The organism is Delftia acidovorans NBRC 14950 (genome assembly GCF_001598795.1).
GTDB lineage: Bacteria > Pseudomonadota > Gammaproteobacteria > Burkholderiales > Burkholderiaceae_C > Comamonas > Comamonas acidovorans.
Genome location: NZ_BCZP01000003.1, coordinates 47,340 through 66,281, shown reverse-complemented (window position 1 = coordinate 66,281; position 18,942 = coordinate 47,340). Strand labels below are relative to the sequence as shown.

At 68.1% G+C, this 18,942-nt stretch carries 16 protein-coding genes; 7 read left to right on the top strand and 9 right to left on the bottom strand.

Annotation, left to right across the window (positions count from 1 at the left end; genetic code table 11):
* Nucleotides 1–12: 12 nt before the first annotated feature.
* Entirely contained in the window at nt 13–453 is a 441-nt protein-coding gene (locus DA1_RS04800; RefSeq protein ID WP_034391444.1) for a CBS domain-containing protein, read from the top strand.
* A gap of 60 nt (nt 454–513) precedes the next feature.
* Here the strand turns inward: DA1_RS04800 and DA1_RS04795 are convergent, their stop codons facing one another.
* The 4 genes from DA1_RS04795 to DA1_RS04780 form a co-directional block, all read right to left on the bottom strand.
* Nucleotides 514–1,320 (bottom strand): ABC transporter ATP-binding protein, encoded by an 807-nt coding sequence (locus tag DA1_RS04795; RefSeq protein ID WP_034391446.1) that lies wholly within the window; start codon nt 1,318–1,320, stop codon nt 514–516.
* Nucleotides 1,317–2,252 carry a nitrate ABC transporter permease gene (gene ntrB, locus DA1_RS04790; protein ID WP_034391448.1) on the bottom strand — a complete coding sequence of 312 codons (936 nt, stop codon included), beginning with the start codon at nt 2,250–2,252 and terminating at the stop codon, nt 1,317–1,319. The genes DA1_RS04795 and ntrB overlap by 4 nt, the downstream gene beginning before the upstream one ends.
* A gap of 40 nt (nt 2,253–2,292) precedes the next feature.
* Complete coding sequence (locus DA1_RS04785; protein WP_034391450.1) at nt 2,293–3,573, bottom strand: CmpA/NrtA family ABC transporter substrate-binding protein; 1,281 nt, start codon at nt 3,571–3,573, stop codon at nt 2,293–2,295.
* Between the two features lie 309 nt (nt 3,574–3,882).
* Nucleotides 3,883–5,148: a nitrate regulatory protein gene (locus tag DA1_RS04780; protein WP_034391452.1), complete on the bottom strand. Its 1,266-nt coding sequence runs from the start codon at nt 5,146–5,148 to the stop codon at nt 3,883–3,885.
* 330 nt (nt 5,149–5,478) lie between these two features.
* Here DA1_RS04780 and DA1_RS04775 point away from each other — a divergent pair, with 330 nt between their 5' ends.
* Together DA1_RS04775 and tsaD are read left to right on the top strand one after the other, a co-directional pair.
* The gene (locus DA1_RS04775) at nt 5,479–7,176 is read left to right on the top strand and encodes a putative bifunctional diguanylate cyclase/phosphodiesterase (protein ID WP_034391454.1); all 1,698 of its coding nucleotides are present in this window, start codon (nt 5,479–5,481) and stop codon (nt 7,174–7,176) included.
* 90 nt (nt 7,177–7,266) lie between these two features.
* Nucleotides 7,267–8,307 (top strand): tRNA (adenosine(37)-N6)-threonylcarbamoyltransferase complex transferase subunit TsaD, encoded by a 1,041-nt coding sequence (gene tsaD, locus DA1_RS04770; RefSeq protein WP_034391457.1) that lies wholly within the window; start codon nt 7,267–7,269, stop codon nt 8,305–8,307.
* 182 nt (nt 8,308–8,489) lie between these two features.
* Here tsaD and DA1_RS04765 read toward each other — a convergent pair whose 3' ends face one another.
* Nucleotides 8,490–8,870 carry an Hsp20/alpha crystallin family protein gene (locus DA1_RS04765; RefSeq protein WP_034391459.1) on the bottom strand — a complete coding sequence of 127 codons (381 nt, stop codon included), beginning with the start codon at nt 8,868–8,870 and terminating at the stop codon, nt 8,490–8,492.
* 98 nt (nt 8,871–8,968) lie between these two features.
* Between DA1_RS04765 and DA1_RS04760 the strand changes: the two genes are divergently transcribed.
* The gene (locus tag DA1_RS04760; protein ID WP_034391461.1) at nt 8,969–10,279 is read left to right on the top strand and encodes a branched-chain amino acid ABC transporter substrate-binding protein; all 1,311 of its coding nucleotides are present in this window, start codon (nt 8,969–8,971) and stop codon (nt 10,277–10,279) included.
* Nucleotides 10,280–10,306: 27 nt separating this feature from the next.
* On the opposite strand, the gene mltB is transcribed toward DA1_RS04760, so the two are convergent.
* The 4 genes from mltB to DA1_RS04740 are packed head-to-tail and all read right to left on the bottom strand — an operon-like array spanning nt 10,307 to nt 15,613.
* Nucleotides 10,307–11,485 (bottom strand): lytic murein transglycosylase B, encoded by a 1,179-nt coding sequence (gene mltB, locus DA1_RS04755; protein ID WP_034398290.1) that lies wholly within the window; start codon nt 11,483–11,485, stop codon nt 10,307–10,309.
* Nucleotides 11,482–13,662 carry a transglutaminase TgpA family protein gene (locus DA1_RS04750; RefSeq protein WP_034391462.1) on the bottom strand — a complete coding sequence of 727 codons (2,181 nt, stop codon included), beginning with the start codon at nt 13,660–13,662 and terminating at the stop codon, nt 11,482–11,484. The genes mltB and DA1_RS04750 overlap by 4 nt, the downstream gene beginning before the upstream one ends.
* The gene (locus DA1_RS04745; protein WP_034391463.1) at nt 13,659–14,693 is read right to left on the bottom strand and encodes a DUF58 domain-containing protein; all 1,035 of its coding nucleotides are present in this window, start codon (nt 14,691–14,693) and stop codon (nt 13,659–13,661) included. The genes DA1_RS04750 and DA1_RS04745 overlap by 4 nt, the downstream gene beginning before the upstream one ends.
* Nucleotides 14,693–15,613: an AAA family ATPase gene (locus DA1_RS04740; protein WP_013803463.1), complete on the bottom strand. Its 921-nt coding sequence runs from the start codon at nt 15,611–15,613 to the stop codon at nt 14,693–14,695. Before DA1_RS04740 ends, DA1_RS04745 begins: the two co-directional genes overlap by 1 nt.
* Nucleotides 15,614–15,703: 90 nt before the next feature.
* Here DA1_RS04740 and DA1_RS04735 point away from each other — a divergent pair, with 90 nt between their 5' ends.
* From DA1_RS04735 to DA1_RS04725, 3 genes are all read left to right on the top strand, one after another.
* Nucleotides 15,704–16,609 (top strand): histone deacetylase family protein, encoded by a 906-nt coding sequence (locus tag DA1_RS04735; protein ID WP_049801441.1) that lies wholly within the window; start codon nt 15,704–15,706, stop codon nt 16,607–16,609.
* Between the two features lie 17 nt (nt 16,610–16,626).
* Entirely contained in the window at nt 16,627–17,436 is an 810-nt protein-coding gene (locus DA1_RS04730; protein WP_034391464.1) for an enoyl-CoA hydratase, read from the top strand.
* Nucleotides 17,437–17,528: 92 nt separating this feature from the next.
* Entirely contained in the window at nt 17,529–18,818 is a 1,290-nt protein-coding gene (locus tag DA1_RS04725; RefSeq protein ID WP_034391465.1) for a mechanosensitive ion channel family protein, read from the top strand.
* Nucleotides 18,819–18,942: the final 124 nt, after the last annotated feature.

The window sequence follows — 18,942 nt, the reverse complement described above, 5'->3', positions numbered from 1 at the left end:
TGAAAGGCACCCATGACAGCAGTTGCAGACATTCTCAAGGCCAAGGCCAGCGGCGCGGTGTACAGCATCGCGCCTACCGATTCCGTGCTCGACGCGCTGCGGCTCATGGCCGACAAGGGCATTGGCGCCCTGCTCGTGATGGAGGGCAGCGAGATCGCAGGCATCGTCACCGAGCGCGACTACGCGCGCAAGATCGCGCTGCTGGGGCGCACCTCGGGCGCCACCCTGGTGCGCGACGTGATGACGCGCGACGTGCTCTTCGTCGGCCCCACCCAGACCACGCAGGAATGCATGGCGGTGATGACCGAGAACCGGCTGCGCCACCTGCCCGTGGTGGACGAGGGCGGCAAGCTGTTGGGCCTGATCTCCATCGGAGACCTGGTCAAGGACATCATCTCCGAGCAGAAGTTCATCATCGAGCAGCTGGAGCACTACATCTCGGGCCGGCACTGAACCGGGGCTCGGCCGGCCCGCTCTGTGCAGGGCCTGGAAGGCGGCAGGACCGGCGAAGGTTCAGGCCGCCTTTTCCACATGCCCCTGGCGCGTATAGAGGAAGTCGATCACCGCCTTGCGGCACTCGCGGTAGCGGTCGTCCTCGGCCAGCGCCACGCGGTTGCGCGGCCGGGCGATGCCGACTTCCAGCACCTCGCCGATGGTGGCTGCCGGGCCGTTGGTCATCATCACGATCTTGTCGGACAGCAGCACGGCCTCGTCCACATCGTGGGTGACCATGACCACGGTGCTTTGCGTGCGCGCCACGATCTCCAGCAGCTCGTCCTGCAGCTTGGCGCGCGTGAGCGCATCGAGCGCGCCGAAGGGCTCGTCCATCAGCAGCACCTGCGGCTCCATCGACAGCGCGCGCGCAATGCCCACGCGCTGCTTCATGCCGCCCGAGATTTCACCGGGCCGCTTGTGCGCGGCATGGGCCAGGCCCACCAGCTCCAGCGCGGCCAGGGTGCGTGCCTTGAGCTGGGTGCGGCTTTCCGTGCGGCCATAGACGCGCTCCACGGCCAGGTGGATATTGCCCTCGCAGGTCAGCCAGGGCAGCAGCGAGTGGTTCTGGAAGACCACGGCGCGCTCGGGCCCGGGGCCCTTGATCTCCTTGTTGGCGCACAGCAGCACGCCCGTGGTGGGCGTGGTCAGGCCCGCGATCAGGTTCAGCAGGGTGGACTTACCGCAGCCCGAGTGGCCGATCAGCGAGACGAACTCGCCCCGCGCAATGGTCAGGTCGATATTGCGCAGCGCCGGAAACAGGCCCTTGGCGGTCTTGAAGCTCTGCTCCACGCCCTGGACCTCGATGAACTTGGACGATGCATTCATGCCTTCACCTCTTCGAACGTAAATGCCGTTGCCAGCTTGACCAGGGCCATCTCCAGCAGCAGGCCCACGATGCCGATCACGAAGATCGCGATGATGATGTTCTTGACGTTGAGGTTGTTCCACTCGTCCCAGACCCAGAAGCCGATGCCCACGCCGCCGGTGAGCATCTCGGCCGCGACGATGACCAGCCAGGCCGTGCCCACGGCCAGGCGCACGCCGGTCAGCATGTAGGGCAGCACGGCCGGGAACAGGATGGTGGTGGCGATCTTCCATTCGCTGAGGTTGAGCACGCGCGCCACGTTCATGTAGTCCTGGGGCACGCGCTGCACGCCCACGGCGGTGTTGATGAGCATGGGCCAGATCGAGCAGATGAAGATGGTCCAGATGGCCGCCGGGTTGGCGCCCTTGAAGACCAGCAGGCCGATGGGCAGCCAGGCCAGCGGCGACACCGGGCGCAGCAGGCTGATCAGCGGGTTGAACATGCGCGACAGGAAGTTGAAGCGCCCGATCACGAAGCCGGCCGGAATGCCGACCAGCGCCGCCAGGCCAAAGCCCACGGCCACGCGCTGCAGCGAGGCCAGCACATTCCAGCCCACGCCCTGGTCATTGGGGCCGTTGCGGTAGAACGGGTCGCTGAAAATCTCCACCGCCTGCTGCCAGGTCGCCAATGGCCCCGGAATGCTCTGGCCCGAGCCTGCAGCCACCAGGGACCACACGCCCACCAGCAAACCCAAGCCGCACAGCGGCGGCAGCACGGCCAGCCAGAAGGCACGCGAGAGCGCTGCCCAGTCGCGCGGGGCGGCGGGTGCCCGGGCCTGGGGGGCCGGCGCGGCTGGAGCGGCGGGCCCTGAGACCTGCGCGGAGATCGGTGTGGAGGCGGCTGCCGGCGCGGCAGCGGATTCGGCCGGGAAGTGGAAGACGGCGCTGACCATGGTGTGTTCCTCTGTGGGGTGGGGCTTCAAAGGGGATCTCTCAGGCCTTGATGGCAAAGCTGTCCGCGTACTTGCGCGGGTCCTTGCCGTCCCAGACCGTGCCATCCATGAGCTTGCTGCTGCGCATCTCCGCCTTGGGCAGCGGGGCCTTGGCGGCGGTGGCGGCCTGCTGGTAGATGTCCAGGCGGTTGATGGAGCGGGCCACGCCCAGGTAGTCGGGGTGGTCCTTGAGCAGGCCCCAGCGCTTGTGCTGGGTCAGGAACCACATGCCGTCGGACAGGTAGGGGTAGCCCACGCTGCCGTCGCCGTAGAACTTCATGTGGTTGGGGTCGTCCCAGGTCTTGCCCATGCCGTCCTGGTAGCGGCCCAGGATGCGCTGGTTGATGGCATCCACGCCCGTGTTCACATAGGCCTTGCCAGCGATGGTCTCGGCCATGCGGGTCTTGTTGGCCAGGCTCTCGTCGATCCAGCGGCTGGCCTCGATGATGGCCGCCGTCACGGCGCGTGCCGTGTTGGGGTTCTGGCGTGCGAACTCGGCCGTGGTGCCCAGCACCTTTTCGGGGTGGTCCTGCCAGATGGACTGGGTGGTGGTGGCCGTGACGCCGATGCCGTCCATGATGGCGCGGTGGTTCCAGGGCTCGCCCACGCAAAAGCCGTCCATGTTGCCCACGCGCATATTGGCCACCATCTGCGGCGGCGGCACGGTGATGACCTTGGCATCCTTGAGCGGGTGGATGCCGTTGGCCGCCAGCCAGTAGTACAGCCACATGGCGTGCGTGCCCGTGGGAAAGGTCTGGGCAAAGGTGTATTCGCGCTTTTCGCTGGCCATCAGCTTGGCCAGGCCCGCGCCATTGACGGCCCCCTTGTCGGCCAGTTTCTTCGACAGCGATATGGCCTGGCCGTTGTGGTTGAGCGTCATCAGCACGGCCATGTCCTTCTTGGCGCCGCCCACGCCCAGGTGCACGCCGTAGACCAGGCCGTAGAGCACGTGGGCAAAGTCCAGCTCGCCGTTGACCAGCTTGTCGCGCACGCTGGCCCAGCTCGCTTCCTTGGAAGGAATGATCTTGACGCCGTACTTCTGATCGATCCCCAGCACCGAGGCCATCACCACGCTGGCGCAGTCGGTCAGCGGGATGAAGCCGATGCGCACCTCTTTCTTCTCTGGCGCATCCGAGCCGGCCGCCCAGGCGCCATGGTGGCCCAGCTGGGTGTAGAGCGCCGCACCGCCTGCCAGCATGCCGGCCTGGCGCAGAAAGTCGCGCCGGGGCAGGGCCGGGCCGGCGGTGAGAGGGCCTGTGGTGGGCTTGGGGCTTGACGCCATGGCGGAACTCCTTCGATCGTCGGGAATGGAACACTTGCAAACGGGCCCTGTTCCAAGCAAAACGGCGTCCTCTCCAGCCGCGCTGCGCGGGGAGAGTGACGCCGTTGTCCTGGGGCCTTGAATCAAGACCGGGGTCCCGGCCGCCTTTGGCCGGGAGTTGCCAGAGTCAATGCAGAAAGCGTGCCAGGCCGTGTTCACAGGGGGCCATGCCGTCCATCGGCCTTGCAGTCCTCGCCGGGCCACCTTCTGGTGCGTTCCATGGCACCAAGTCGGTGCTGCACTGCAGCATGGCTCGCACCGGCCCGGCGTTCAAGGCGCAGGTGGCAGGAGATCGGCCATGGAAAGCACGGCCTGCGCCACATCGGCCAGGCGGCGGTTCTGGTTCATTGCGGTTTGGCGCAGCAGCTTGTGGGCTTCGCCTTCGCTGAGCTGGCGCCGCGCCATCAGCAGGCCCTTGGCGCGTTCCAGCAGCTTGCGCTCCGTGAGCGTGGCCCGTACGGTCTCCAGCTCGGCCTGCATGGCCTGCAAGCGCTGCGACTGGTCCTGCACCAGGTCCATCACGGAACGGTCCAATTGCGGCCCCAGCCGTGCGGCCGGGGGCTGCAGCTCGCCCGGCGCCAGCGTGGCCGAGACCGGCGTGGTCGCCAATGCCTGCGGCGCCTGCAGCAGCGTCTGCAGGGCGGCGCGGGCATCGGCAATGCGGTGCTGGCATTGCTGCTGCAGCTCGGCCGTCAGGCGGGCCTCGACGGTCTGCAGCGCGTCCATGCGCTGCGAGCAGCTGTCGAACCAGGGCTCGGCCATCTCCACGGACAAAGGCGCGCCCGCCGTGGCCGTGCAGCCCACGCGGCGCAGCCGCTCGATCACGGCCAGCGTGGCGTCGGCCACGCTGCTTTCTTTCCACAGGGCCAGGGAATGGGGCGGCGCGAACTCCGCAAAGACCTGAAAGCAGCGCTCCTGCGAGGCGATCAGGTGCAGCCAGTGCTGCTGGCGCGGCGCATCGCTCACGCCCGCACCGAACGCCGCCACGCCCGTGGCGCGCTCCTGGCCCGCGAATTCCTTTCCCTGCATGAAATTGAACAAGGCCACCAGCAGGCGCGAGATGCCGGGCTCGGGTGCGCTGTCCGCCGCCTCGAAGACCACGGCCAGCAGGCCGGCCACCAGATCGATATAGAGGGCCGTGGCCGCCTCCGGCGACAGCGCGCGGCTGGCGACGCGCTCGCGCAGCGCGGGCAGGGCGTCCAGGCACTGCAGCACATGGGCGATTCGGCTGAACAGCCGCGCGCCATGACCGGGGTGGCCGGTGAGTCCCGCACCACCGGGCTGCATGTCCACCAGCTCGAAGCCGTCGCGCGCCGCAGCGGCCATGCGGTCGCACTCGGCCATCTGCGCCAGCCTGGCCGGGCCGCCGCGCGCGCCTGCGCTGGCCAGAAACACGTTGGACAGGCCGCGCTCCTTTTGCAGCGCATGGATGAGGCGGCTGAGCAGATCCACCAGGGCGCTGGTGCGCTGCAGTTGCTCCAGCTCGCCGATTTCGCACTGCCGCGCGGCCACAAGAAAGTTGAGAGCGGTTTTCATGGGGGCTTGGTCCTGTCTGCCTGCCTTGATGCAGTTTGCCTTGGTGCAAGGGACCTGGATGCAATTCCCATGCCGGGGCGTCGCGCGGTGCTTGCATGGGCACGGGATCGATGATTTGATAGAATTTTTTTAATGATTTGAAATTTTCGATACACAAACTGACGTGTAAGCGTGTCGAATGTTTGCAAAGCGAATGGGGCGGTATTTCAAGAAAAGCCCCGTTCATCCGGCGCACATGGCAGCGCAGACCACGGCATTGGGCTGCGCAATGCGGCAGTGAGGCTGAATCGGCATGAGTTTGAAATATCACGAGAAGATCGGTTTTTCCCCATGCATTGGCTGTTCATGACCGAGGGGGTGTCCCGGTGGATACCTGCGCGCTGGCGCGGCCCGACATTTGCGTGCTGGCTGGCTTCGCTGCTGCCCTGCATGGCGCAGGGTCAGGTGCTTGCGGCTGCCCAGGACGGCGTCGCGTCGGCGCAATTTGCCGATGAGGGCGTCTGGTTCGCTGGATGGCATGCCCTCGGCCCGTGGGGTGCTGGTGTGTTCGTGGCGTTCCTGCTGGTGTGCTCGGTGCTCTACATCCGCATGCGCTGCAAGGCGCAGCGCCTGACGCAGTCGCTCAAGCAGAGCAATGAGAAATTGCTGCGCGCCAATGTGAAGCTCAAGCGCATCGCCTTCAGGGACCCGTTGACCGGTACGGCCAACCGGGCGCTGTTCGAATACCGGCTGGGCCGCACGATTGCGCGCGCCGACAGCTCGGTGGAGCAGCCGGGGCCCTGCGGGCCGGTGCGCGTGGGCCTGCTGTACATCGACCTGGATGGATTCAAGCCCATCAACGATGTGGAAGGCCATGCCGCAGGCGATGCGCTGCTGTGCCAGGTGGCCGTGCGCCTGGGCCATATGACGCGCAAATCGGACACGCTGGCGCGCGTGGGTGGCGACGAGTTCGTGCTGCTGCTGGGCTGCCTGGCTTCGGTGGACGATGCCGTGGCCATGGCCGGACGGGTGCAGAAGGCCTTGAGCCAGCCGTTCGACCTGCCAGGAAAAGCGGTCTCCATCAGCAGCTCCATCGGCGTGGCCATCTATCCCGACCATGGCAAGAAGGAAAAGCTCATGGCGGCGGCCGATGCCGCCATGTACACGGCCAAGCGTGCCGGCGGGAACACCTACGCCATCTTCAAGGAAAGCATGCGCCAGGGCGTGGTCGCGCAGTTCGACCTGCAGCAGGCCCTGCGCCGCGCCGTGGCCAGCGAGCAGCTGGTGCTGTTCTATCAGCCCAAGATCGATACCCGCACGGGCCGCATCCGCAGCGTGGAGGCGCTGGCGCGCTGGAACCACCCGCAGTTCGGCCTGATCAGTCCCCGCGTGTTCATCCCGCTGGCCGAGCGCTTCGGCCTGATCAGCGAGATCGGCGACTGGGTCATCGACGAGGCCTGCCGCCAGACCGCGCAATGGGCGCGCGAGCGGCGCTTCATGCGGGTGTCCATCAATATCTCGGGCTACCAGCTCTTTCAGACGCGGCTGGCGCAGTTCATCGCCGAGGCGATCGCAAGGCACAGCATCCGGCCCGAGCAACTGGTCTTCGAGATCACCGAGTCCGTGGCCATGGAGGACGACAAGACCACGATGGCCGTGATTGCCGAACTCACGGGCATGGGCGTGCAGATCTCCATCGACGACTTCGGCACCGGCTACTCCAGCCTGGCCCTGCTGCGCCAGCTGTGCGCCGACGAGGTGAAGATCGACCGCAGCTTTGTGCGCGACGTGGCCCTCAAGAGCGATGCGCGGGCGGTGGTCGACGCCATCGTGCGCCTGGCCCATGCGCTGGAGCTGCGCGTGGTGGCCGAAGGCGTGACCAACCAGCAGCAGCGCGAAGTGCTGCAGGCGCTGGGCTGCGACGAGCTGCAGGGCTTTTACTTTGCCCGCCCCATGGATGCCCAGGCACTGATCGCCAGCGAAATCTGGACCTCCGACGGCTTCGAGCCCGTGCGGTTCTCGCGCTCTTCCTACATAGACAACCTGTAGCGGAGCGCCGGCCGTGCAACTGCCCGCCTGCCAGGGGCCATTGATGCCGGTGGCCGTGCGCCGCGCCCGCAGGTTCTACACTTCAGCCCCATGAGTTTGCTGATTCTGGGGATCGAATCCTCCTGCGATGAAACCGGCGTGGCCCTGGTCGAGGCCCCCGATGGCACGGGCGTGCCCACGCTGCTGTCCCATGCGCTGCACAGCCAGATCGACATGCACCGCGCCTACGGCGGCGTGGTGCCCGAGCTGGCCAGCCGAGACCACATCCGCCGCGTGCTGCCGCTGACCGAAAACGTGCTGGGCGAGTCCGGCCGCACGCTGGACCAGGTCGATGTGATCGCCTTCACGCGCGGCCCCGGCCTGGCCGGCGCGCTGCTGGTGGGTGCGGGCGTGGCCTGCGCCATGGCTGCGGCATTGAACAAGCCCGTGCTGGGCGTGCACCACCTGGAAGGCCATCTGCTGTCGCCCTTCCTGAGCGCCGATCCCCCCGAATTCCCCTTCGTGGCCCTGCTGGTCTCGGGCGGCCACACGCAGCTGATGCGCGTGGACGGCGTGGGCAGCTACGCCATCCTGGGCGAGACCATCGATGACGCTGCCGGCGAGGCCTTCGACAAATCGGCCAAGCTCATGGGCCTGCCCTATCCGGGTGGCCCCGTGCTCTCGCGCCTGGCCGAAGGCGGCGATGCCCAGGCCTTCAAGCTGCCCCGGCCGCTGCTGCATTCGGGCGACCTGGACTTCTCCTTCGCCGGCCTGAAGACGGCCGTGCTGACCCAGGCGAAGAAGCTGGGCGATGACCTGGAGGCGCGCAAGGCCGACCTGGCCGCCAGCACGCAGGCCGCCATCGTCGAGGTGCTGGTCAAGAAGACCCTGGCCGCGCTGGAGCAGACCGGCATGAAGCGCGTGGTCGTGGCCGGCGGCGTGGGTGCCAACCGGCTGCTGCGCTCCCAGCTGGATGCGGCCTGCGCCAAGCGCAAGCTGCGCGTGCACTACCCCGAGCTGCACCTGTGCACCGACAACGGCGCCATGATCGCCATGGCCGCCGCCATGCGCCTGCAGGCGGGCCGGGAAGTGGCCAACAGGCACTACGCCTTCGACGTCAAGCCGCGCTGGCCGCTCGATTCGCTGGCCTGATTCTTCGGCCGCCTCTGTCTTCCCCATCGCCGCGCCGTGCGGCGGGCCACCTTGAGGCGCAGCCTGTGCAGCACAAAAAAAGCCCGGCATGTGCCGGGCTTTGAAAACGGGCTGTCACCTTGCTAAGAGGAGGGAAGAAAGGATTGGTTGACAGCCCGGGTGCACAAACTCGCTGACCGGATTTACTGGATGCTCAGCGTGGTGGCCTTGCTCTGCGGCTCCAGGCGGGCCAGGGACAGCGTGAGCACGCCGTTTTCCAGCTTTGCGCTGCTGGCGGCAGTGTCGATCTCATGGTCCAGCTCCCAGGCGCGCTGCACCTGGCGGGGCGCACCCTCGACGCTGGACAGACGGACCACGGCGCCTTCGATGCTCAGCTGCAGCTGCTCGCGGGACAGGCCGGGCACATCCAGCTGCAGCGTCGTGGCCTTTTCATCGCGCTGCACCTGCACCGACGAGGGAGAGTGGGCGGCGTTGCCCAGGGTGCCTTGCAGGAAGCGTTGCAGGGCCAGATCGGCGGCTTGGGGGTTGAAGGCGTTGCGGCGGAGAACAGGCGAGAAAATCATGGTGAAGTGGCTCCTATAAACTGCGCGGCTTCATCGAAGTTGTCGCCGCATGGAGCGTAGTTGAGCGGCGTTGAACGCATTTCAAGAGGGAAAAAGCCATGAATAAATTGCGCCGCAAGGTCTTGAAAAGCGGTGCCATGGCGCTATTTGCTGCGCCCGTGCTGGCGGCCCTGGCCGCAAACGAACGCGGACAGCCCGTGCCCCCGCCGCTTGGCGAGCCCATACGGCTGGCGCTGATCGAAAGCCTGTCCGGCCCCTTCGCCAATACGGGCGAGGCCGTGTTCCGCAACCTGTTGTGGGCCACCGAGCGCGTGAATGCGCGCGGCGGTGTGCCACTGCCGGCCGCGCAGGGCGGCGCCCGGCCCCTGGCCATCGAACGCCATGACAGCAAGGGCCAGAACGAGGAGGCGCTGTCCGCGCTGCGCGCAGCCATCGACGGCGGTGCGCGCGTGGTCATGCAGGGCAATTCTTCGGCCGTGGCGGCCGTGCTGGTCGATGCCATTGCCAAGCACAACGAGCGCGATCCGGCCCGGCGCGTGCTGTACCTGAACTACTCGGCCGTCGATCCTGCGCTCACCAACGAGCGCTGCAGCTTCTGGCACTTTCGCTTCGACGCCCATGCCGACATGCGCATGGCCGCGCTGATGCAGGTGCTGCGCGAGGACGCGGCCGTGCGCAGCGCCTACCTGATCGGGCAGGACTACAGCTTTGGCCAGGCCGTGCTGCGCGAAGCACGGCGCCAGCTGGCCGCGCAGCGGCCCGATGTGGCCATCGTGGGCGACGAGCTGCACCCCGTGGGCCGCGTCAAGGACTTTGCGCCCTATGCCGCCAAGATCAAGGCCAGTGGCGCCCAGGCCGTGATCACGGGCAACTGGGGCAACGATCTGATGCTGCTGGTCAAGGCCGCGCGGGAGGCGGGTTTTGACGGCCGCTTCTACACCTTCTATGGCAATGCGCTGGGCGCGCCAGCCGCCCTGGGCGAGGCCGGCGTGGGCAAGGTGCTGGCCGTGGCCGACTGGCTGCCCAACGTGCCGGGCCCCGACAGCCAGGCCTTCTACAAGTCATTCCGCGAGCGCTTTCCCAGGCCTGCCGATGACTATGTGCACATGCGCATGCAGCTGATGATCGAGGCCCTGGCCCAGTCCATGGCGCGTGCGGGCAGCACCGACACGGTGGCCGTGGCGCAGGCGCTGGAAGGCGCCGAGGTGGCGCTGGCCGGGCGCAAGGGCCGCATGCGCGCGGCCGACCACCAGTTCCAGCAGGCGCTGGTGGTCGGTGTCATGGACAGGCAGGGCGCGCCCGGCGTGCCCTTCGATGTGGAGGGCTCGGGCTACGGCTTCCGCGTGGTGCGAGAGATCGAGGCGGCGCGTGCCGAGCAGCCTGCGATGTGCCGCATGCGGCGGCCCTGACGGCCTCGACGGTTTGGATGGCCCGGATCAGCGGCCCATGGCTGCCGCGACTTCCTGGCCCAGTTCGATCACGGACAGCGCGTAGTAGCTGGACCAGTTGTAGCGCGTGATGGCATAGAAGTTCTCCGTGCCCGCGATGTACAGCGGCTGGCCCTGCGCGCCGTTTTCCAGCTTGACCAGGGCCAGCGGCCCTTGATGCGCCGCGCCGCCGCCCGGCAGCTGTACGCCGCGCGCAGCCATCTCGTCGGCCGTGAACTGGGGCAGGATGTCGGGCGCCAGCAGGGCGGCCAGGTCGGCGCCCTGGGCCTGCATGATCACAGGGTAGTGGGTGGGCATGCCGCTTTTCCAGCCATGCGCGACAAAGTAGTTGGCCACCGAGCCGATGGCGTCGGCCGCGCTGCCGAACAGGTCGATGCGGTCGTCGCCGTCGAAGTCCACCGCCCACTTCACCCAGCTGCTGGGCATGAACTGGCCCATGCCCATGGCACCCGCGTAGCTGCCGCGCAGCGAGAACGGGTCCGTGCCCGCACGGTACGTGAAGCGCAGGAACTGCTCCAGCTCGCCGCGGAAATACTCGGTGCGTGCCTGCGCGCGGGGGTGGGCTGCGGGGAAGTCGAAGCTCAGCGTGGCCAGGGCGTCGATCACGCGGAAGTTGCCCATCTGCTGGCCGTAGATGGTCTCCACGCCGATGATGCCGACGATGATTTCGGCCGGCACACCATACTGCTTTTCGGCACGCGCCAGCGCGGCGGCATTGGCCTGCCAGAAGCGGGTTCCGGCGCGTATGCGCACGGGCTCGACAAAGCGGCTGCGGTAGACGCCCCAGTTCTTGGCCGTGCCCTGGGCAGCCGGCGTCATCAGGCGGGGAACCTGGGGCAGAAAGCGCGCCTGGGCGATGGTGTCGCGCACCCAGTCCACCGGCAGGTCGTGGCGCATCGCAATGTCGGCGGCCATTTGCATGGCATCAGGCCGTTCTCCGTAGGGCGTGCTGCCCTGCACGGTCCTGGCCACGGCGGCGCCGCCAGCGGCCGTGGCGGCGGCAGCAGCGGCCGTGCGCTTTTTCGTGGAAGGTTTGGCCGTGGACTTGGCGGCAGTCTTGGCTGCGCCGGTCTGGGCGGGCGCCGGCTTGCTGGCCAGCGCGCCGCAGGGCAGGGCGGCGGCCGCAAGCAGCAGCAGGGCGGAGGGGATCAGTCGTTGCTTGGTCATGGTGTGCTTGTCGTGGGGCCGGCAGCGGCGGCTTGTGGCCGTGGCTGCGGAGTGCGTGGCCAGTCCAGCGCCCGCCATTGGCGTCGCAGGGCGGGCAGGCCGGGGGTGTCGGGTGCGGATTTGGGTGCGGACTGGGGTGCGTATAGGGGGACGGATTGGGGGGCGCGTGCGTAGCGCTGGCGCTCCATGTCCAAAAGCCAGTCGTGCAGGGCCTTGGCGGCCGTGGCGTCGTCCTGGCCCCAGCGGTCCATGACCTGGGCTGCCAGCGCGCGCGGGGGCAGGCTGGCATCGGCATCCAGGCCGATGCGCCGCAGCCGGGCGCGGGTCCTGTCCATCAGGCGCAGCCATTCATCGCGGCTGTTGCGCTGGGCGCGTGCCATCCAGGCCAGCCAGGCCAGTGCGGCCACGCCGGCCAGCGCGCCCAGCAGGCGCAGCATGTCCACCCACGATGGCGACTGCACGCCCAGGTTCTTGAGCAGGTCCAGCTGGCGGCTTTGCGTGTAGTTCAGCACCCACTGGTTCCAGCCGTTGTTGACGGCCTCCCACACGGCGCGCATCTGCTGCAGCATGCCCACGCCCACGAAGTTGCCCACGGCGCCCGCAATGGCACCCTGGGGCGCGCGCAGGCGCTGGAACTCGCCCACGCGCGACGGAGCCACGGCGCCGGTGGGGTCGATGCGCACCCAGCCCTCGTCCTCCAGCCAGACCTCGGTCCAGGCGTGGGCGTCGGCGTTGCGCACGGTCCAGTAGCCATCGACAGGGTTGCGCTCGCCGCCCTGGTAGCCGGTGACGATGCGGGCAGGCACGCCCATGCCGCGCATCAGCACGGCGAAGGCCGAGGCGATGTGCTCGCAGAATCCCTCTTTGCTGTCGAACCAGAAGTCATCGGCCGTGTGCACGCTGTCCACCACGCCGGGCTCCAGCGTGTAGGTGTAGCCTCCCGTGCGCAGGCGCGCCAGCGCGGCCTGTACCCAGGCGCGGGGCGGGGCGTCGGCCAGTTGCGGGTCGGCGCGCATCTGCCGGGCCAGCGCCAGCGTGCGCGGGTTGCTGCCTTCGGGCAGCTGGGTGTAGCGGCGCAGGGCGCGCGTGGGCTGCAGCGGCCCGTAGCTGAACTGCACATGGCTTTGGGCGCTGATGCGCACCACGTCGGTGATGGGGCGCCAGGCCAGCCATTGCAGCTGGGGCGTCATGCGGGCGCTGCCCATGCCCTGGGGCAGTTCGGGGGGCTGGGGCGTGGCGTCGAGCATGGTCAGCCAGGGGCGGCGGCTGGGCTCTATGGTCATCTGGTAGCGCACGCCTTCGCCCGATACGCGCAACTGGGCGCTGTCCAGCCCAGCCTCTGTGTCCATCTGCCATTCCTGTCCGTCAAAGCGCGACAGAACGGGTCCCCGGAAATACAGGGTGTTGGCCGGCGGAGGAGCACCATCGGGCGTATCGAAGCGCAGGCGCAGGGCCACGTTCTCGTCCAGCACCAGCGAGGCCATGGAGCCCACGCGCATGTTTTCCGACAGGCCGCTGCGGCCGGCCAGGTCGTTGCTAGGCACACCCCACAGCGGCGCCATGCGCGGGAAGAACAGGAACAGCGCCACCATCACCGGCGTACCCCACAGCGCCAGCAGGGCTGCCGTGCGCAGCGCCTGCGTCAGCGGCGGGCGGCCGGCGGTCATGTGGGCATTGACCAGGGCCGTGAGCAGGCCCAGCAGGCCCAGCACCATGGCCAGGGCCAGCAGCAGGGATTGCGAGTAGAAGAAGTTGGCCAGCAGCGCGAAGAAGCCCAGGAAGAACACCACCATGGCATCGCGCCGGGCGCGCAGCTCCAGCGTCTTGAGCGCCAGCAGCAGCACGATCAGGGTCACGCCCGCATCGCGCCCGATAAAGGTGCCGTGCGAGACCCAGGTGGCGCCCACGGCCAGCAGCAGCAATCCACCCAGCACCCAGCGGCCGGGCAGGGGCTGGCCGCGCCAGGCCAGCAGGCCGCGCCACAGCAGCAGGCCGGCCACGAAGACCATGGTCCACCAGGGCGTGTGGGCGGCCTGGGGCATCAGCACCCAGGCGACCACGGCCAGCAGGAACAGGGTGTCGCGCGCATCGCGCGGCAGGGCGGCCAGGCGCTGGCGCCAGGTGGCCGCGGGCTGCGCAATGGCTTGGAAGGAGGAGGGCATGGACGTGCGATTCATGGGCAGGCCGCCAGGGCTTCCAGGCAGAGCGTGGCGTGGGCCGCGCCCTGGTCGGGGGCGATCTCGCGGCCGTCGGGCAGGCGCAGGCCCCAGGTCAGGTCCTGCTGGCGTGCGACCAGCACCCAGGCGGTCAGGCGGCTGAGGCGGGCCTCGGGGTCGGCCAGGCCGGTGGCCTTGGCGTCCAGCCACAGGCGGTGCTGCTGGGACAGCGGGCGGTCGCGGCTCACCAGCTGGTCACTGCCCGTGGCAAAGGCCTGGGCGGCCTTTTTCCAGACCACCAGCTTGAGCGCATCACCGCGCCGGTAGGCACGCACGCCATCGAACTCGTCGCCGTGGCGCGTGGAGGCCGCGCTGCGGCCGCCGGCATCGGCACTGGCCGCAGGCAGGGGCGGGGGATTGTGTTCGGGCGCCGGGTAGATCCAGGCCTGGGTCTGCGCGCGCCACAGCGCCCAGACGCGGAAGGTGCCCAGCGGGTAGCGTGTGGCCGCCGTGATCGTGGGCAGCGATTGCAGGCCCCGGCGCAGTGGCGTGAAAGCCAGTTGCGCCGTGGTGCTGCCCTGTGCCGGGACATCGATCCAGGTCCAGTCGGTGGCCGCCGTATCGGCTTGCACGGCAAGGCCTATGCCCCAACGCGTGCTGCGGCGCGTGTTGTGCAGCACCACGTCGAAGCGGCAGGGCTGGCCGGCAAAGCTGCCGGCCGGCGGCAGCAGATGCAGCGCCAAGCCGCGCAGATTGCCGTGGCCGACCACCATGCCCGCTGCCGCGCTGCCGGCCAGCAGGAACGTCAGCAGATAGCCCAGGTTGAGCTGGTAGTTGATGGCGGCCACCAGCAGCACGCACAGCGTCAGCGCCAGGGCCCAGCCTGCACGCGACGGCATGATGTAGACATTGCGCTGGGTCAGCTTCAGGCTGTCCGTGCGGGGCAGGCGGGCATGCCACCACTGGCGCACGCGCCGCGCGGGAGACCAGCGCTGGCGCAGCGATGCCCCCGGCTGGGGGGCGCCGGGCGAAGACGCGGGGGCGGCCGGCATCAGCGCAGCGCCACGGCGTCCAGCATGGCGCGCACCTGCTCCACGGCGCCCCGGCCGGAGGAGCCTATGGGCACCAGGCGGTGGGCCGCCGTCTGCGGCAGGATGGCCTGCACATCGTCGGGCGCCACATAGTCGCGCCCTTCCATCAGGGCCACGGCCCGGGCCGCGCGCAGCAGCGCAATGCCCGCGCGAGGCGACAGGCCCTGCACGAACCACTGGCCCGAGCGCGTGGCTTCCAGCAAGTCCTGCACATAGTCGAGCAGGGCATCGCTGGCATGCACCTGGAGCACGGCTGCCTGCAGGTCCTGCAGCTCCTGCGTGGTCAGCAGCGGTGCCAGCGCATCGGCCTGGGCGCGCCGGCCATTGCCGGACAGCAGGGATCGCTCGGCCGCGCGGTCGGGATAGCCCAGGCTGATGCGCATCAGGAAGCGGTCCAGCTGGCTTTCGGGCAGCGGGAAGGTGCCCAGCTGTTCCTGCGGGTTCTGGGTGGCGATCACGAAGAAGGGCTCGGGCAGGCGGTGCGTGCGGCCCTCGGCCGAGACCTGTCGCTCCTCCATGGCTTCGAGCAGGGCGCTCTGCGTCTTGGGGCTGGCGCGGTTGATCTCGTCGGCCAGCAGCACCTGGGCGAAAACGGGGCCCGGGTGGAAGACAAAGGTCTCGCTGGCGCGCTCATAGATGGACACGCCGGTGAGGTCGCTGGGCATGAGGTCGGCCGTGAACTGCACGCGCGAGAACTGCAGCCCGAAGCTGTGTGCCAGCGCATGCGCCAGCGTGGTCTTGCCCACGCCGGGAACGTCTTCCAGCAGCAGGTGTCCCCCGGCCAGCAGGCAGGCCACACTGTCGCGGACCTGAGCCGGTTTCCCTACAACCACCGTGTTAAGCTGATCCAGAAGCGCCTTGATCTTGTGTGTTGCTTGCATGGCGCGACGTTATCCTAAAAAAAACATCGCGGAGACATCACTGTGGGCAAGACGGGTTATTTCACCCATAGGGAGTGCTGGCGGCATGAGATGGGGCCGGGGCACCCGGAATGCCCGGCCCGGCTCGACGCCATCGAGGACCGGCTGCTGGTGACCGGCGTGGCCGATGCGCTGGAGCGGCACGAGGCCCCCCAGGCCTCGCTGGCCGACATCGAACTGGCCCATGACCGCATGCATGTGGCCGCGCTGCAGGGCCTGACACAGCGCCTGGTTGAGGAGCAGCAGGCCGGCGGCCCCGAGTACTCCCAGATCGATACCGACACCTCCATCAACAGCCATACCTTCTCGGCCGCCCTGCATGCGGCCGGCGCCGCGCTGGCGGCCACCGATGCGGTGATGGCCGGCGAGCTGGAGAACGCCTTTTGCGCCGTGCGCCCGCCGGGCCACCATGCCACGCGCCACCAGGCCATGGGCTTTTGCTTCTTCAACAACGTGGCCGTGGGCGTGAAGTACGCGCTCAGCCGCCACCACCTCAAGCGCGTGGCCGTGATCGATTTCGACGTGCACCACGGCAACGGCACGGAGGACATCCTCTCCGGCGATGACCGCGTGCTCATGTGCGGCATCTTCCAGCACCCGTTCTATCCCTTCAGCGGCGACCAGCATCCGGCCGCCAACATGGTCAACGTGCCGGTGGCCGCCTATACCAAGGGCATGGACATCCGCGAAATCGTCGAGATGATGTGGATTCCGCGCCTGGAGGCCTTCAAGCCCGAGCTGATCTTCATCAGCGCCGGCTTCGACGCCCACCGCGAGGACGACATGGGCCAGCTGGGCATGACCGAGCAGGACTTCACCTGGATCACCTCGCGCATCAAGGACATCGCGCGGCGCTTTTCCAAGGGGCGTATCGTCTCCTGCCTGGAAGGCGGCTATGTGATGGGGCCGCTTGCGCGCAGCGTGGAAGCGCACGTGCGCGTGCTGGCCGACCTCTGAACCGGATCTGGAGCACCATGAACGCGAGCACCAATCCTTCTGAAGCCAGCCCCCTGCTCGACGTGCAGCGCGACGCGCGCGGCGTCGTGCGCCTCACGCTCAACGACCCGCAGCGCTTCAATGCCCTGGGCGAGCAGATGCTCACGCAGCTGCAGCAGGCCCTGGACGACGTGGCGCGCGACGAGTCCGTGCGCGTGGTCGTGCTGGCTGCGGCCGGCAAGGCTTTTTGCGCCGGACACAACCTCAAGGACATGGCGGCCCATCCGCAGCTGGACTACTACCAGAAGCTGTTCGCCCAGTGCAGCCGCATGATGCTGTCCATCCACCGGCTGCCCGTTCCCGTGATCGCGCGCGTGCACGGCATTGCCACGGCGGCAGGCTGCCAGCTCGTGGCCCAGTGCGATCTGGCCGTTGCTGCGCAGGCGGCACGCTTTGCCACCAGCGGCATCCACTATGGCCTGTTCTGCGCCACCCCCAGCGTGCCGCTGGTGCGCAACGTGCCGGCCAAGCAGGCCATGGAGATGCTGCTCACGGGCGACTTCATCGACGCGCAGCAGGCGCTGGAGCAGGGCCTGGTCAACCGCGTGGTGGCCGAGGAGGCGCTGGACGATGCCGTCGAGCACTTCGTGCAGTCCATCGTCAGCAAGCCCCGTGCGGCCGTGGCCATGGGCAAGGCCCTGGTCTACCGGCAGCGCGAGATGGGCATCGAGGCGGCCTACCAATTGGCCGGCCAGACCATGGCCGCCAACATGATGGATGCCGACGCCCAGGAGGGCGCCCAGGCCTTCGCCGCCAAGCGCGAACCGGCCTGGAAGACGGGCCGCTGACCGACCTGCATGTAGGTCCCGGTCCGGTCGGCCTGTCCTGGATCTGCGCGATGATGGCGGCCTGCGCCCTTGCGGCGGAACGGCCCTGACCCATGGACATCTTCGACAAGCTCATCAACGACTTCCAAAGCTCCAGCGCCTGGCTGGAGTTCTCCGTGCTCATCGCCTGCCTGCTGCTGGCCTACGGCGCCATGCGCGGCCTGCATGCGCGTTACGGCCATCTCAACGATGGGAAGCCCTCCGTATGGATAGGCCGCCATGCGCTCGATGGCGCCCTGTTCCCGCTGCTGGCGCTGGTGCTGGTCTTCACCAGCCAGGAGATCCTGGCGCGGTTTTCCACGGTGTTCTGGTTGCGCGTGGCCGTGTCGCTGCTGGTGTCCCTGTCGGTGATCCGCTTCGTGGCGCGGGTGCTCAGCCGGACCTTCCCCAATTCCACCGTGGTGCGCCTGATCGAGCGCATTTTTTCCTGGCTGGCCTGGGGCGCGGCCGTGCTGCACAGCATCGGCCTGCTGCCGCAGGTCATGGAGGAGCTGGAGGCCCTGCAGTTCAACATCGGCAAGACGCCGGTCAGCCTGCTCAACCTGATCGAGGGCACGCTGTCGGCGGGCCTGATGATGGTGGCCGTGCTGTGGGTGGCAACGCTGTTCGAGCAGAAGGTCATCAACCAGTGGGTCAGCGACCTGTCCATGCGCAAGGTGGCCATGAACATCACGCGCAGCGTGCTGATTCTGGTGGGGCTGCTGGTGTCGCTGTCCATGGTGGGCGTGGACCTGACGGCGCTGTCCGTCATGGGCGGCGCCATCGGCGTGGGCCTGGGTTTCGGCATGCAGAAGATCGCCTCCAACTACGTCAGCGGCTTTCTGGTGCTGATCGAGCGCGCGCTGCGCATCGGCGACAACGTGCGCGTGGATGGCTTCGAGGGCCGCATTACCGACATCCGCACGCGTTACACCATCATCCGCGCGCTCAACGGCCGCGAATCCATCGTGCCCAACGAGACGCTGATCACCCAGCGTGTGGAGAACCTCACCGGATTCGACGTCAAGTTCGGCCTGTCCACCAACATCGTCGTGGGCATGGACAGCGATGTGGAGCAGGTGCGCGGCATCCTGCTCGATGCCGCAGCCGCGCAGCCGCGCGTTCTCAAGACGCCCGCGCCTTCGGTGGCACTGGTCGACTTTGTCGAGCAGGGTCTGCAGTTCAGTCTCAGCTACTACATCAACGACCCGCAAAATGGTCAGGGCAATGTGCGCTCCGAGGTGAACCTCGCCGTGCTGCGCGGCCTGCGTGCGGCGGGCGTGAGCCTGCCAGTTCCCAAGCAGGTGGTACAGATCACCGAACGCGGGGGCGTGGTGGCTCAGGCAGCAGAGAAAAGCAGCTAGGATTATTCCTAGGTGCATACCCTGAGTTCAGGCTGTTCCCCCGCAGGAAATCTCAATGGTCGTGCTTAAAATGGCACGATCGTTCTTTTTTGTGAGCGCGCATGCGGCCCTCGGCCGTCAGGGA

Excerpts from the sequence above, each read along its gene's own strand:
- DA1_RS04800 (WP_034391444.1), top strand. The coding sequence starts at position 13 with ATGACAGCAGTTGCAGACATTCTCAAGGCCAAGGCCAGCGGCGCGGTG.
- DA1_RS04795 (WP_034391446.1), bottom strand. The coding sequence starts at position 1,320 with ATGAATGCATCGTCCAAGTTCATCGAGGTCCAGGGCGTGGAGCAGAGC.
- ntrB (WP_034391448.1), bottom strand. The coding sequence starts at position 2,252 with ATGGTCAGCGCCGTCTTCCACTTCCCGGCCGAATCCGCTGCCGCGCCG.
- DA1_RS04785 (WP_034391450.1), bottom strand. The coding sequence starts at position 3,573 with ATGGCGTCAAGCCCCAAGCCCACCACAGGCCCTCTCACCGCCGGCCCG.
- DA1_RS04780 (WP_034391452.1), bottom strand. The coding sequence starts at position 5,148 with ATGAAAACCGCTCTCAACTTTCTTGTGGCCGCGCGGCAGTGCGAAATC.
- DA1_RS04775 (WP_034391454.1), top strand. The coding sequence starts at position 5,479 with ATGCATTGGCTGTTCATGACCGAGGGGGTGTCCCGGTGGATACCTGCG.
- tsaD (WP_034391457.1), top strand. The coding sequence starts at position 7,267 with ATGAGTTTGCTGATTCTGGGGATCGAATCCTCCTGCGATGAAACCGGC.
- DA1_RS04765 (WP_034391459.1), bottom strand. The coding sequence starts at position 8,870 with ATGATTTTCTCGCCTGTTCTCCGCCGCAACGCCTTCAACCCCCAAGCC.
- DA1_RS04760 (WP_034391461.1), top strand. The coding sequence starts at position 8,969 with ATGAATAAATTGCGCCGCAAGGTCTTGAAAAGCGGTGCCATGGCGCTA.
- mltB (WP_034398290.1), bottom strand. The coding sequence starts at position 11,485 with ATGACCAAGCAACGACTGATCCCCTCCGCCCTGCTGCTGCTTGCGGCC.
- DA1_RS04750 (WP_034391462.1), bottom strand. The coding sequence starts at position 13,662 with ATGAATCGCACGTCCATGCCCTCCTCCTTCCAAGCCATTGCGCAGCCC.
- DA1_RS04745 (WP_034391463.1), bottom strand. The coding sequence starts at position 14,693 with ATGCCGGCCGCCCCCGCGTCTTCGCCCGGCGCCCCCCAGCCGGGGGCA.
- DA1_RS04740 (WP_013803463.1), bottom strand. The coding sequence starts at position 15,613 with ATGCAAGCAACACACAAGATCAAGGCGCTTCTGGATCAGCTTAACACG.
- DA1_RS04735 (WP_049801441.1), top strand. The coding sequence starts at position 15,704 with ATGGGGCCGGGGCACCCGGAATGCCCGGCCCGGCTCGACGCCATCGAG.
- DA1_RS04730 (WP_034391464.1), top strand. The coding sequence starts at position 16,627 with ATGAACGCGAGCACCAATCCTTCTGAAGCCAGCCCCCTGCTCGACGTG.
- DA1_RS04725 (WP_034391465.1), top strand. The coding sequence starts at position 17,529 with ATGGACATCTTCGACAAGCTCATCAACGACTTCCAAAGCTCCAGCGCC.